This is a genomic window from Pseudarthrobacter xylosi (assembly GCF_055412765.1).
The window spans coordinates 127,954-142,507 of the sequence record NZ_JBVAYT010000001.1; the positions used below are offsets into that span (position 1 = coordinate 127,954).

Annotated in this window: 9 protein-coding genes; 8 read left to right on the forward strand and 1 reads right to left on the reverse strand. The window is 57.4% G+C overall.

What is annotated here, in order from left to right; translation table 11 throughout:
* Positions 1-69: 69 nt before the first annotated feature.
* A complete protein-coding gene (locus ACZY1F_RS00605) occupies positions 70-1,293 on the reverse strand; it encodes an acyltransferase family protein (protein WP_463939730.1) in 1,224 nt (407 codons plus the stop codon).
* Between the two features lie 2,855 nt (positions 1,294-4,148).
* Here ACZY1F_RS00605 and ACZY1F_RS00610 point away from each other — a divergent pair.
* From ACZY1F_RS00610 to ACZY1F_RS00645, 8 genes are all read left to right on the forward strand, one after another.
* Positions 4,149-4,586, forward strand: coding sequence for a hypothetical protein (locus tag ACZY1F_RS00610; RefSeq protein ID WP_463939731.1), 438 nt, complete (start codon positions 4,149-4,151; stop codon positions 4,584-4,586).
* A gap of 1,183 nt (positions 4,587-5,769) precedes the next feature.
* Complete coding sequence (locus tag ACZY1F_RS00615; RefSeq protein ID WP_463939732.1) at positions 5,770-7,260, forward strand: tyrosine-protein kinase domain-containing protein; 1,491 nt, start codon at positions 5,770-5,772, stop codon at positions 7,258-7,260.
* Between the two features lie 246 nt (positions 7,261-7,506).
* Positions 7,507-8,535, forward strand: coding sequence for a glycosyltransferase family 4 protein (locus tag ACZY1F_RS00620; protein ID WP_463939733.1), 1,029 nt, complete (start codon positions 7,507-7,509; stop codon positions 8,533-8,535).
* Entirely contained in the window at positions 8,532-9,593 is a 1,062-nt protein-coding gene (locus ACZY1F_RS00625) for a polysaccharide pyruvyl transferase family protein (protein ID WP_463939734.1), read from the forward strand. Before ACZY1F_RS00620 ends, ACZY1F_RS00625 begins: the two co-directional genes overlap by 4 nt.
* The gene (locus ACZY1F_RS00630; protein WP_463939735.1) at positions 9,590-10,474 is read left to right on the forward strand and encodes a glycosyltransferase family 2 protein; all 885 of its coding nucleotides are present in this window, start codon (positions 9,590-9,592) and stop codon (positions 10,472-10,474) included. The genes ACZY1F_RS00625 and ACZY1F_RS00630 overlap by 4 nt, the downstream gene beginning before the upstream one ends.
* A complete protein-coding gene (locus tag ACZY1F_RS00635; protein ID WP_463939736.1) occupies positions 10,459-11,598 on the forward strand; it encodes a hypothetical protein in 1,140 nt (379 codons plus the stop codon). Before ACZY1F_RS00630 ends, ACZY1F_RS00635 begins: the two co-directional genes overlap by 16 nt.
* A 58-nt stretch (positions 11,599-11,656) precedes the next feature.
* Positions 11,657-13,129, forward strand: a complete 1,473-nt coding sequence (locus ACZY1F_RS00640; RefSeq protein WP_463939737.1) for a lipopolysaccharide biosynthesis protein — start codon at positions 11,657-11,659, stop codon at positions 13,127-13,129.
* A 398-nt stretch (positions 13,130-13,527) separates the two neighbouring features.
* Positions 13,528-14,523, forward strand: coding sequence for an O-antigen ligase family protein (locus tag ACZY1F_RS00645; RefSeq protein WP_463939738.1), 996 nt, complete (start codon positions 13,528-13,530; stop codon positions 14,521-14,523).
* The last annotated feature ends 31 nt before the right edge of the window (positions 14,524-14,554 follow it).

Consider the following 14,554-nt stretch of genomic DNA (forward strand, 5'->3'; position numbering starts at 1 on the left):
GGCCGACGACGGCGGCCAGCTGATCGCGACGGTGCGGTGCGCTGAGCACTCAGGTGACGCCGCCTGACGTTACTTCCCGGATGCCCCGGCCGTCGCCAGCTCCCGGGCGGGCTCCTGGACGGGCTCCGGAACCGGACGGACGACGGCGGGCTCCAACTTTCTGGAGGCCCAGCGGCGGATCGGTGTTTCCACAAACCGGAACGACGCGTAGGCCATCAGCACGGTCAGGGCTGCCGTCAGCGGCACACGCACGGCCAGTGATGGAACCAGGGGAATCAGCAGAATAAAGACCGGCAAGTGCCAGAGGTACATGCCATAGGACAGGTCCCGGCCCGGGCGGGAAAGCCAGCGGTGGCTCAGGATCCTTGAAACGACACCATCCGGCTGAAGAACAACCCATCCGATGACCAGCGCTGCCAGCATTGCCAGGACAGTCGGGCCCACGGTCCAGAAGACGGCAAACCAGGCTCCGGGCTCGCTGGGCTCCTTGAGAGAGAAAACGGCGACCAGCAGGGCGAGTCCCGCCAGCGGACCGAACCGGCGCACACCGGTCTGGAGGGAAACGTGGAGCCGCGAGCCCGTGCTGACGGACGTCAGCACCAGGGCCACGGCGCACCCCAGCAGCAACTCGTCAGCCCGCGTGTCCGGCCCGTTGTAAATCCGGGCGAGCGATGCGCCACCGGAGACCAGGAAGAACCGCGAAACCAGGAACCCGGCCGCCAGGACGGCCGTGATCCAGGCGACCGTGCGGACCTTCCAGAACCGCAGCATGACCAGAAGAAGCACTGGCCAGACCAGGTAGAACTGCTCCTCAACGGCGAGAGTCCACGCTGGGCTGAGCGCACCACCGCCGGTGGAGGAACCGAAGGCTCCGAAGTTGGACAGGTTCATCACGTAGCCGGCCGCCGGAATGGCATCGGCTTCCTGACCGCCCCACCCCGACGCCGGAAAGATCAGACCACCCATGACCACGACAGCGCACAGAACCAGCAACGCGGGCCAGAGCCGGGCGAGCCGTTTGGCGTAAAAAACTCCAAGGCGGAGCCGGCCCGTGGAGCGGTACTCCTTCATGATCAGCAGAGTGATGACAAAGCCGCTGAGCGTGAAGAATACGTCCACGCCAATGGATCCACCGGGGGCGAACCCGGTGACTGTGTGGAAAAGGAAAACGCCGGCTACTGCGACAGTGCGCAGGCCATCGAGTGCATGCTGCCGCCCGGACACCAGCCCGGGTACGGGCGCAGACGGGCGTTCGCTCGTGTTCAGGATTCCGCTACTTGACCAAAAATTCACTCATCCAGCATACATAACGTTTCTATAACACCGCTGAGTGCAGGCTGGGCGCCAGCTGGGTACGGGCGGGATCAAAGGCGTTATGCGGGCCTTTGGGGAGCCTGGCTGATACTGGCTCGGCACGGCTCACGCCTCACCGAGCTCCAACGGAATTCTGATCGGAGATCGGGCAGTTCCCAAGAACGGCAGCCGGCACCGACTCCGGCTTTCAACGGCGTCTGCCACCAGCCTGCAGCGGCGCGACACGGGCGGCCATGGAACAGGTCACCGTTGCGACCAATTCCGCACTTGCGGGGTGGCTTCACCTAGGCAGATACCCAACAGACCTCTCTACTACTCGTCTTGCACCCGAGGAGAACGGCCCAACATGCGTACCCACCAGTAGTCAGCTGAAGTCCGACAGTGAAATGCGCGTAGTGCCTACTGGGGCAGATATAAATTTCGCAGATTAGTCTCTAGGCCATGATGGCAGTCAGATCCGAACTTCTCCGACTTAGCCCTTCGCACCTCTCGAGGTATGTGCGGCGTCGTAACTTCAGCACGAACGCGGTATCCACTATCGCGAATCCAGGTTGGGACGGGCGTAGTTCCACGGAAAGCTGCGACTGTGCCCTACTGCGTATTCATTGAAAGGGGACAGACGTGACAGCAATGCGAGGGGACTCCGGCACGTCCGAGAAGGGTATTTTGCGCCGGCGAATCCTTCGACTTGGAACTTTGGCGACAGCTGCTACTGGGGCGTCGGCACTGACAGCGTTGGTTGTCAGCCCCGCCGACGCCGCCGGTCATCTGCCATCAGACACGGCACCTGTTAGCACAGTAGTAACGGAGCAGCCGGCAGACGCTCTGGCCGGACCGGTTGGAGTTTCGCTGTCTTCCGATACGACGCTCACCGCTTTGGATGTGGGAAAAGTACTGACCTTCACCGATGCTGCCGACCACACTGTGACGGTCCCTTACGCGGCCAGCGCAGGCCTACAGGCCGGTTCTGAGGTTGACGTGGTGTCGGCAGGAACCGGACGAGTTCGGTTGAAGCCACCGATAGAGAACCTATGGCCTTATCCCGACTCCCAAGCCGGTGCGCTGGGGATTTGGTACGGCCGCGGCGGGGCGACCTCGGGAGCAACTGGCGGAGGGCCAGATGGCGACAGCAGGATTCGGTCCACGGCCACGAGCGCAAGTTCCAGTGGCGGTTTTGGTATGTCCAGCCGCGTGGTGAAACTCGGGGATATAGGGCTTCGACCGGGCGACCAGATATCCGCTCGCATCTGGATTTCCCATAGCTCTTCATGGGTAAATGCACGGTTCGAGATTGCTTTCATGGCTGCAGACAGTCTTGTCACAAAAGCGCCACAAACGCCCACTTCCGGAGCCGGCGTCAGGAACGTCACAGGTGTTTCCGTTCCTGTCGGCTGTGACGGACTGCAACTGATCGTGTATTCCTCGGCCTCCGCGGCAGGTCAAACTCTCGACATCGCGCAGGTAATGGTTGCCAAATCATCGGAGTCGTTGGTGTCGTATTTTGATGGGGATCGTACGGGCGGATTTTGGCTCGGAACGCCCCATGCGTCCTCCAGTTCGAATGGAATCCTGGTCGGTGACCGAACGGTACCCAAGCGTGGCCGTGTTCGAATTCGTCATATCGGGGGCAACGTATGGACCATTGCCACGATGGGAGTACCCGATTCCGTCCTCACGGAAGACACCGTGCTCAACGTCGACCGAGACAACGGTCAGGGTGGACTGATCGGACCCGCCCGACCGATAGGCTCCAGTGCTGTGGGACTTGTGCCCAACACATGCTATGCCGTCAGAATATGTCCATCCAGGACCATGATCATAAAAACAATCGGATTCAGAGTAGTTTCGCCCTCAAACTCTGACGACCCGGTAGAAGTAGGAATTCTTGATTCTTCAGGCACTCGCATAGTCAGCTCAGGAGCAGTTCGCGGAAAGTTGAATTCTAGCGGCACAAAAAGCATCCTGGTTGCAAACACGATGCTTCAAACCGGCGGAGTTTACTATGCGTATTTAGCTGGTCCGACAACAGCTACTTTGCTACACGCGACCGTCTTGGGCGACGCGTTTGGAACAACGATGCCAATGGCGGAGGCAATGCTGAAAGCATCCGCCTACCCTGTGGGCTCAACGATAACCGGAATGTCGGTTGCACACAGCGCTCCCTTCATCTGGGTTCGTGAATCGTGACCGGCATCCGGAGGCCAACCCGCCGATCCATCGGTTCCTTACTGCTCCCCTGGGCACCGCCGCTGCTGGATAGTCCACGAATAGTCAGGGTGTCCGCTCAGCCAGAGACGAGGTATATCGAACTTGCTGACGGCGAAGACTTGCTATTACAGGCACCGGAACCGATCCGCTTTTCGTCAGGCGGTCCCTATGCTGACGCCATGGTTACGGTATTAGGGGGAAGAAATGTGGTGATGATCGGTGCGCATTTCATCGGGGAACGCGGCCCCACAACCAGCCTTGTGTCCGCGGTAGGCAGGGACGACATCGTCATCAATGTGCTCACTACCGCGGGGTATCCGCCCTCAGGTCTATTGCGGTGCGACGGGGAACTGATTAGATATTCAAGTTTGACTCCCAAATCCTTTAATGTTTCCGCCCGACGAGCCGGATATTATCTAGATTCTCCAATATCGTCAGATTCAAATCACAGATCGGGAGCAACCGTATATCTCGGCGAATATTCGAGAACCGCGTTGTCGCTGCGATCACAGACCGGCGCTGTACACGTAGAGGGATTCCTTGCCGATGGCTTTCTAAATGATGGAATTCGGATTCGAGGGTCAGCCAGCACGACTATTTCAATACAAAATTTTAGAATTGGCCCGGTGAGCAATCACGACGCTGTCGGTTGGACAGATGGGCACCCAGACTGCATTCAGACCTGGGCGAGTGGCGTTGGTCATCTCCGTCTCTCTCATGGAACCTTGATCGCCGGAAGAGCAGGAAAAGGTATTGAGAATGCGGCTGACACCACAAGCAACAAACCTGTTGGTAAGATCACCATGCTGAACACGGAGATAATTGACGCTGGCACCAATTTTCTGTTATCGAACCGTTCGAGCACGACTCTTTGGGAGGTTTCAAACTCCTGGCTCGTTACAAACCTCCCCAAATCTGCGGCCCTCCGAGGTCCCTCCGATGCTGCGGACGACATCCTCTGCGAAATGATGGGCATTGAAGCCCCAACTGACGTGCCAGCATTTGTAACAGAAGGGAGCATCGGTACTAGCTACTGCAGCCCGGGTTACGTGCAAGCCCAGTGATTCCGTCAACTGCGGGTCTGTAGGGTAAGCCTGTTGGACTCCAGCTCCCATGTGGCGCGCTTAGGAGGCATCTGAGGCCGAAGAAGGGTCCGGCTGGCAATTCTGAGCCCGATAAGTCGTGACTCCGGTCGCACTCTGCCGCCCGCCATGAACCTTTGAACGCGTCGGCTGCTCCTCGATCACGTACCAGATGATCGAACGTCAGAGTCAGCTTCGTGATTTTCTACACTGCCAAGTCACCATCTACCGCCCACGGCTTGTCGATGACTCGACAGCCGCAGAGAACCGCCATCTCGGGGTAGTTGACAATCGCGGCGGTTCCGACGACGTCAAACACCCTATTATTCATGAGCGCAAAAGTCCTTTTCCGTGCTTGCAAGAACTCAGCCTGCCTTCGCGAACGTCCTCGGCAAACCGCTGAATTTCCGCATCCAGTTCACGCGTTCTCTGCCCTTGAGCTCCCTCGGACCGATGGGACCAGCAGCTCCCATCCGTCTGCACCGCAAAGCCTAGGTCTTACCCAATCGAAGGCAACGATTTCCGTGGATCCGTCGCAGGCCGTCTGACGAAGCGGGCGATATGACCAGAAGACTTGGGCATAAGAACTGCTTCTGGAGCTCGGCACGAAGCTCAAAAAATGCGGCCGCATCAATATCCACCCACACGGTCACCCCTGGGCTCAGCGGGAAGGCGTGTCGACGAACTTCAGGCAGTGGTCGATCCGATCAAAGATCCTCTGCCTACATCACTTTGGAAGTGAGCCAGCATTCATGGCGGGAATTGCCCGAACAGCTACGTGCCATCCGCAAGGTGCAACAAATCGCCCCGGCGGGATAACTTCCACGTCATCCTGCTAGTCCGAGCGATCGCCATCATTGACCTTGTGTCATTGTCAAGCAGATGCGGCCAACGCCGGAGCGCCAAACACACACATTCCTTGTAATCGAGGACCTTGATAGGCGACAGAGCTTCGCGGCAAATCAACTGAGGACGTACCGAGCATCGGTGAATAACTCCGTCTGGATAGCGACCGCATGAGTCCACTTTACGAGCCTCGGTAATGTACGGCCGCACATCATTAGACCGTCCCAGCCAGACGCTATGATGTGGATGACCATAAGAATATTGCCGTTCTGGTGCATGCCGTCGGCAGACTCCAGGCATCTATACAGGGGGAACCGGCTTGGATCTTCACGACTATCTGCGCGTATTACGGCGCCACTGGATCGTAGTTGTAGCCGCGACGTTGGCCGGTTTGCTTATTGGCGGTGCAGCTTCCGTACTAGTGAAGCCCACCTACAAAGCCGACACTCAACTCTTTGTTGCCATCCAAAATTCCGGTTCCGTCCAAGAGATGCAGCAGGGCAATACTTTTAGCCAGGCGCGAGTTCAGTCATATGTGAAAACTATCCGGACGCCTGTCGTCCTCCAACCAGCAATTGATGCCCTGGGTCTAGACATCACGTCCGACGAACTTGCCAAAAAAGTCGAGGCAAGCACAGAAATCAATACGGTTCTCATCACTATCTCCGTAGGAGACACCTCACCAGTTCAGGCCGCGGCCATTGCCGAAGCCATCGCGAACAGCTTGGTGAAAGCCGTTGAAACGCTTGAGAAGCCAAAGACTGGCGGAATGTCCCCCGTTGGTCTCTCAATCATTACACCCGCGGTGGCGCCGGCGTCGCCATCAGCGCCCAACACACGCCTCAATCTGTTGCTTGGGCTGCTCGGTGGGGCACTAGTTGGACTAGGAGTAGCGCTCCTAAAAACGAAACTTGACGATCGAATTCGCGGCGAAGCTGACCTCAGAGAGATCACGGACGCTCCACTTTTGGGTGGAATCACCTTCGATCAGGACGCAACAAAAAGGCCTCTTCTAACGCAAGCCCGACACCAGAGCCCGCGGGCGGAGTCATTCCGCCAGCTCAGAACAAACCTTCAGTTTGCGTTTGTTTCGGGGCGGGCTAAGTCAGTTCTTGTATCCTCTTCGCTTCCTGGAGAAGGCAAGAGTACGACTGCGACTAACCTTGCCATCGCGCTAGCCCAGGCAGGGCAGTCGGTCTGCCTGGTCGACGCGGATCTGCGGCGACCGATGATCAACGAATACCTAGGTCTGGACAGAAACGCCGGTCTGACGACTGCATTGGTCGGCGACGCCGATGTAAATGACCTCCTGCAGGTGTGGGGTGACGGGAACCTTTGCGTGCTCACTTCCGGCCAGATCCCGCCGAACCCTAGTGAACTGCTTGGCTCCCAAGGCATGAGCGAGCTGTTGAGGAGCCTCGAGGAGGCCTTTGACACGGTAATTATTGATGCTCCCCCACTTCTTCCGGTAACTGATGCCGCGGTGCTCTCGCAGCACGTGGGAGGGGTAGTCGTAGTGGTTGGCACAGAGAAAGTTCATCGTCGCGACTTGGAAAAGTCCCTGAATGCTCTTGATTTGGTCGGCGCCAATGTGCTGGGCATCGTTCTCAACCGCCTTCCCGTCAAGGGTCCCGATGCTTACGCATACAGCTACTACACCCAGGCCGACCGCCCTGAATCCAAAGTTGAAAGCGTGTCTCCACGTCAATCCCCCCGGGCTGCTCCGGAGCTACCGACCTTAGCTCCGGAACAGCAGCCTTCGCGGCGCCCCTCACGAACGCTTCCACGCGTTCCTGCAGACCACCAGTAGTCAATTTCGCGACCTGTTGTTCGTCGGTCTGTCCGCGACCACTAGCGACGTATCTCTCTTGCCCATAAGTGAAAACTGGCATCCGAGGTCAGCGTAATGCGACTAGCTTCGGCCCAGGAGTTCGAAAAACCCGTCCTCGTGTCGCATCCAATCACGGCACCAACCGGATCGAGCTTGCCGGCTGTCAAGGCAATCTGTTCTGGCAACAAGGGAACAGTCGGAATCAATAGAACCCAGGGGGTCACAATGAAGGTCCTTTTTCCCGATAGGATTATCAACCGCCACGTCGGCGGCAACACGACGTATGCTCGCGAGCTTCAGGCCGGGCTCTCAGAGCGCGGCATCGAAACCGGAACGATCCCTAGCGGACCGCACCCACTCGCAACTATGTTTGTCGAAACCTTATGGGGCCTTGTTCCACGCGCATCTTCAGTACTGCACTACTCTGCTGATACTGGCCCGTTGATTCGGTCGCGGGTCCCATCCGTGGTGACGGTACACGGCGTGGCTAGCCGTTGGACGTCTGTCGCAAGAAATCCTCGACAAGAGGCGCAATGGCGCTTTCGCGTCAAGAAGGCCATACAGTGCTCCGACGAAGTGATCACTGTTTCCGAATCCTCTGCGGATGACATTTCAGAGGTTTTCGCCGTTCCTAGAGACTCGATCAAGGTAATTCATCACGGGATCGACAGCGCGACTTTCGCCGCCCGAGCCTCGCTTTCGGCCGAGACCGCGGCACAAATACCGGCAAATTTTGCCCTCTACTTGGGAAATATAGAGCCCCGGAAGAACATTTTAGAACTTGTCCAGGCTTTTCAAACGCCGGAAATGCAATCTCTTGGGCTTCAATTGGTTATCGCTGGACGGCCAGCCTGGAATTTCGACGAAGCCATGCAGGCCATAAACGCCGCACAGAACGTTACTTACGTCGGGTTCGTCAGCAACGAGGACCGAATCGCGCTAATGCAAAAATGCGCCATATTTGTATTTCCGAGTCTCTATGAAGGGTTCGGCTTTCCGGTCCTCGAAGCCATGGCAGCAGGAACGCCGGTCGCAACCTCGCGAAGAGGCTCCCTTGCCGAGGTGGCCGGACCCGCGTGGGAGATCGAATCGCTGGACGCGTCCGGGATAGCCCACAGTCTCGAGCAAGCCCTCTCCGACACGGCTTGGCAAGAATCCGTAAAACCCGTAGGTCAAGCCTGGGCTTCTCAATTCACTTGGTCCAAGAGCCTCGACCGCCACCTGGAATCCTACGAACGATTGGCCAAAAAATGAAAGTCTTGGTCCTCCACGCATACAGCGCAACAAACGCCGGAGATGGCCTGCTCGTGGAGGAAACCGTCGGGCTGCTCCTCGAAGCACTGCCCAACCCCGAGATAACTGTGGCAGCACTGCATCCCTCGACGTTCAACATTCCCGGAGTCCGCATCATCGATGCGGCGCCGAGCATACGAGGGTTTTCACGAGAATTTAGAGCTGCCTTAGGATCTATTTCGTCCTATGGCCTCGTCGTTGGGGTCGGTGGTGGATACATTCGAGCGGGTCATCCCGTGGAAGCCGTGAAAATGCTGGCAACTCATGGCTACCAGTTGCTGCGCGCAAGTAAATCCCGGGTGCCGTCAATTTACCTTCCGCAAAGCATCGGCCCACTTCGTTTTGGAAGCCTCCCGGTCCTGAGAGTGCTGCTGAGGAAAATCGGGAAAATATACCTTCGGGATGACAGAAGCGTAAGCGAGCTCGGGCTCGATAACTCCGTCAGAATTCACGACCTCGCGATCATGAGCGGCCACCGGCAGCCCCGCGAACACGTGGATGTGGCTCCGGCCCCCGTTCTAAGTGTGCGCGCTGTCCGGGGGTCGATTAGCGATCCCGTTCGTAAGCTGGCGGCCGCGCTGCCAGCATTCGATGGCTACGTCCAAAGCCGCGGAGCTGGCAATGACGACACAGCGGCAATGGCTTCGCTTGAACCGCTCACTACGCTTCCTCGCACCGAGCTAATGGGCACAGACGGTCCCAGAAGAGTAGTGGTCGCTGTCCGGTTGCACGCCGCGCTGATGGCCATTAACGCTGGGCATTGGGTCGTTCATCTTGCATATGAACGCAAGGGTTTTGGTGCGTTCGACGATCTTGGACTCCCGGATTACGTGTTCAACGTCAACTCGTTTGACGTCGAACACGTAGAGGCTCTGGTCACCGACTTGTTGAACAACCCGGAGCGCCGTCGGGAATACGACCAGCGCCTGGCGGAGTCTCGAGCACAAGCACTAGCAGCGCGGGGCAAGCTCATTAGCGATATCCGCGCATCTTCACGCCTTCAGGAGGCAACGCCATGAGTACGCCTGACTCCCCCGAAAATCTGAGACTGGCGGTCGTAATCCCGGCTTTCCGAGCGAAGGAAACAATCCGCACGGCAATAATCTCGGCACGGGACAGCGGCGCCAAAGAAATCATTGTCGTTGATGATGGTTCGGATGACGGAACGGCAGACGTGGCGGAACACGCGGGGGCGGTATGCATTCGCCAAGCGAATGCCGGCGCAGCTCGGGCGAGGAGTGCCGGAGCCCGCGCGGCCTCAGCTGAATACATCGTATTCCTCGACGCGGATGACGAACTCATTCCGGCGGGAGTGAAACATTCCCTTGAATTGATGGAAAAAGATCCAACGCTAGCTGTGGCAGCAGGCACAGTCGTCGGGCTCACAACCACTGGGGAGGAACGCCCCTTTCCGATCCGGTTCAGTCCCGTGAACACAGAATCCCTCTTGGTTGTGGGCCATGGCCCCTGGCCCCCGTGCGCAGCCGTCGTCCGCCGCTCTGCATATGAGAGCTCTCAAAATATCAAACCCGAAGCCCTGAAGCCCCGTTTCGCCGAAGACTACGAAATGCTTATTCGCCTGTCGATGGTGGGCGCCATATCGGTGCGCAATGAACCAACATGCCGCTACAGTCTGGCAGGTGGAAAGTCAGTGGTGTCCGCGATTGACGCCATCGAAGCCAAAGAAAGCATCCGTCAGCATTATGCAAGCCATCTTGGACTCGCCATTGCTGTCATGACGCCGAAAGAGCGCGAAATGGCGGCTCTCGTGCGGGTGGCCCGCTCGCATTGGTCGTCGGGTCGACGTTTCCATGCGGCGAAGTCGATCCTTACGTGGATTGGGAAAAATCCGATGTTTGCGCTGAAGAAATTGAAGGGACGTCCGTGGAAGCGAAACTAGGAATGGACACCAACGTGGAATTGACAGCCACTGAGTATAAGAAGCACGTCGGGGGTGAATCACAGGCAGTTGCTGTTCATGTCTGGGCGACGGGGCAGGACGACAATATCGGGGATTCCCTCCTGCGAAGGGGCTACCTCAACGCATTACGCCAGGTCGGCTCGCTTAGTGTCTGGACTGGGCCCGCATCGCCGGGATTCATCACGGGCTTGGGACTTGCAGAAGGGGACTCCCAGAAGAGATCATTTGCTTCGTGGTACTGGAATGCAATGCGGAGCGCCTTGGTCAGACGGACATTTGTTGCCATGAACGCCGGCGAGGTACCAGTTTCTCGAAAGGGTGCAGCACGTCTGACTTCTCTCGCCTTGCTCACGGGTGTTTGTCGGCTTCGGGGCGGTGGAGGTCTCTGGGTTGGGGCCGGCGTCCCGAACACGCATCCCGCACTTGTCCTTTCTTACAAGGCCGTTGCATTCTCGAGTGTCTTTGTACGGTGGCGCGACCATGCGTCTGAACTCCACGTCGCGAAACGTGGCACAGCACCAGACTGGGCGTTTGCCCTCGGCACACCGGTAGCGGAATGGGCCGTGCCGTCCGATCGGGACAGGCTCGCGGTCGTCCTTCGCGGAGACCGGCCAGTGCCCTCAGACGAATGGATTGACTGGGTTCGAGGGCTAGCGACGCAGTACAACTTGCGCCCCACAGTGGTTGTGCAGGTTAGGCGTGACAACCAACGGGCGCTGGAAATCGCTGAGGCGTTGTCCGCCGACGTTGTGACGTGGGATCATGAGGATCACTCCGTCCAGGAAGACGCGGCCCGTATTCTCTATGCCAAGACCGCCATCGTTATCGGCGATCGGCTGCACGGCCTCATAGTCGCCGCCACCGAAGGTGCCATCCCGCTCGGCTGGGTCCCTTCTTCAAAGGGAAAAATCCTAAGACACTTTCGAGTCGTGGACCTTGACTGGGTTGGGGAATTTGAAGGCGCACCGGGAAACACCCTGCCCTCACTTGACCAAACCAAGCTAAGTCAGCTCCAAGCGAACCTCTCGTCGGCCGTCGATGCGGCCCGCCACCAACTGCACCGAACGACTGCCGCGCTCGTAGAGCAAACCAGCAATAGATAGGCCATCGGGCCCCACCCAGAGAAGAAACCAAGCCTGTCAACGGAATAGGACTATTGGCATGACAACTGATGAGATCTCCGCCAGTGGCCAAAAACTTGGCCGACAAGCGGTAAGAGGGGCATCCGCGACAATCACCGGGCAGTTAGTGCGCCTGGTGGTCTTGCTCGCTTCCACGGTTGTTCTGGCACGCATACTGTCCCCCGAGGACTTCGGTCTCGTGGCAATCGTCATGAGCGTAGTGGCGTTGGGTGAACTCTTCCGCGACTTCGGCCTGTCAATGGCCTCGGCACGGTCAATTAGCCTCTCTCAAGGCCAAATGTCGAACCTATTTTGGATCAATACGCTGTTCGGAATATTTTTGGCCGGAGGCGGATATCTCCTGGCCTCGCCCGTGGCCGCGGTATTTTCCCAACCTAAACTTCATGAAATTGTTGTCGCTCTGTCTCTGACGTTTGTTTTGTCTGGCTTTTCCACTCAATTCCGGGCACGTATCAATCAGAGGTTGATGTTCAAGAGATTGGCGATTGTTGATACCACTCCGGTGATTGCCGGCCTCGTCGGCGCACTCACCTATGCGGTCATCTTCGGAGCCGACTACTGGGTCTTGGTTGCTCAGCAGATCGTTACCAGCCTCGTGGCCGCCATCATGGCGTGCAGTCTCGCCGGGTGGTGGCCCGGATGGCCTTCACGCCGGGCTTCCATCAGGGAAGTTCTCGGTTTCGGTGTGGGAGTCTTTGGTTCCCAAGCTGTCGCCTATGTGACCAAGAATGTCGACAACCTGTCACTGGGATATGTGTGGGGACCGTCAGTTTTGGGTATATATGGGCGGGCCTACCAGCTCCTCATGCTACCGCTCAGCCAGCTGGCTGCGCCGCTGACCCGAGTTGCCGTTCCTGTTCTGACCAGAATCGTGGATGACCGAGACAGATTCCAACGATTCCTGATCCAGGGCCAATTGGTGGGTGGCGTGGGCCTCGGCATCATATATGGGGTTGCCTGCGGATTTGCTTTCCCATTAGTCGAGATAGTTTTCGGAAGCGCGTGGATCGGGATGGCTCCCATCCTGCAGGCGTTGGCCGTCGGCGGCGTATTCAGAGGATTGAACCAAATTACGTTTTGGATTTTTCTAGCCAAGAACAAAACCGGCGCGCAATTCCGATTTTACCTAGTGTCTCAGCCATTGATAATCGCAATAATGCTCGCGGGCCTGCCCTGGGGCGCTCTCGGAGTCGCTATTGGTCACTCCCTGGGATATTTCATTAATTGGATAATTTCCCTTTGGTGGTGCGGCAAAGTCACAGAAACAGAGATGGCCTCGCTCGCCAAGAATGGCGTGGCATCAATTTTTCTGTGCGTTATCCCGATTGTCGGCATCGGCCTTCTTGTGTCGACACTAGTGCAATCCGAATGGCTTGCAATTGCTTCTGGATTCGTAGGCATTTCTATTTACGGGACTCTAGCGTACTTCGCATTCCCTTTCATTAAGGATGTAGTACGATCAGTGCGCCTGGTCGCTAATAAAATTCGCTGAACCATTACAGTAGGAATGCAATGACATTGAGGCCCCGTCACTCATCAACACATCTGCAGGCAAGGAGTTTGCTTAGAGAGCGGAATCCTAAGGCTCGTCCCGGTGTAGCTGTTGCAGGCCGCGGTGACACTACGCTGGGATCAACGGCTTGGATCCTTGTTGCTGCGATTGTCCCGATTTACCGTTTCGTTGCGGAATCAGGAATGTCGTGGCTACCGGAGACGATTCTTATTCTCTTGGCTGTCTCACTTGTTTTCGGACGGGCGCGTTCCCTCCCTGGGGCGGCAGTGTGGATATGTGCCGCGGCATGCATTCTTGTCGCGGGGGCTATATCGGGCACTTCAAGCAATATGTCTGCTAGTCTGCGGACGGCTGCGGCACTAGCTGTCCTTGTGGGCGTGACACCATTCGTGCTGAGGTATTACTTTCTTCAGTCTAAAATGTTTGCCGCTCGAGCAGCGGTTGCCTTCCTGCTCGTCCAGGCCATATCCGCGATTGCAGCTCTGGCTCAACTTGCAGGCATGTCTGTTCTTGGCGCCAGTGCGAACAGCGGACGAGCGAACGGCCTCGCCGGGCATCCGAACGTACAGGGCCTTATGTGCGTGATCTCGATCGTTCTGGGTATTGCGATCTATCGCTCTGTTAGCGCAAGGACCCGTGCATTACTCACTTTTTGCGGAGTCATTAATCTTGCGGCCTTGATCTCGACCGGTAGCCTCAGCTCTCTGCTCTCACTGGCCGCCGCGATTATCGTGATGATCGCGGCCAGTCGAGCAGGACTCCGAACCATCTATATCGGATCGGCATGCATCGTGGGCGTCGTAGTGCTCGCACTGACCATCGGCTTCGACCCATCGACCCTGCTCGCTCCAGTTAGTCACCGAATCGACGTTGTAACGGGGGAAAGCGACGGAGTGGCTTCACTAGGAATCCGTCAGCAGACATATGCCTTCGCCTGGGACTACATCCAGCAGGATCCCATTGTTGGCGTCGGAATGGACCCCACGAACCAAGGAACTTTCAACGGCATAACCGTCGTGCACAACTACATCCTGCATGCTTGGTACCAGGGCGGCTTGGCTTTGGTCACTGCGATGATGGCAATTTCTTTGCTTTTACTCGGCAGGATTGTCCGTGCGATGGCAACTGGCGAAAAGTCCGCTGAAGCGGCGATCGTCGCTGCAATTATTGTTTATGCTCTCGGATCGGCATTTTACGACCAGCAGCAATACTGGCTCCCCCTCCTCTTTGCCGCAGCCTCTTCATACGGGCTGCTCGAAGAAGGGCGCCTAAGGAAGGCAAGAGGAGAGCAGCGTATCCAACGCCAAAACGGGCTGAGGCAAAACAATGTGCACCGCAGATTGTCAAACACACGGACCCGGTTGTCGCGATGAAATGGCCCGAGATCAAACCAAGATCCCAAAA

Excerpts from the sequence above, each read along its gene's own strand:
- ACZY1F_RS00620 (WP_463939733.1), top strand. The coding sequence starts at position 7,507 with ATGAAGGTCCTTTTTCCCGATAGGATTATCAACCGCCACGTCGGCGGC.
- ACZY1F_RS00625 (WP_463939734.1), top strand. The coding sequence starts at position 8,532 with ATGAAAGTCTTGGTCCTCCACGCATACAGCGCAACAAACGCCGGAGAT.
- ACZY1F_RS00630 (WP_463939735.1), top strand. The coding sequence starts at position 9,590 with ATGAGTACGCCTGACTCCCCCGAAAATCTGAGACTGGCGGTCGTAATC.
- ACZY1F_RS00640 (WP_463939737.1), top strand. The coding sequence starts at position 11,657 with ATGACAACTGATGAGATCTCCGCCAGTGGCCAAAAACTTGGCCGACAA.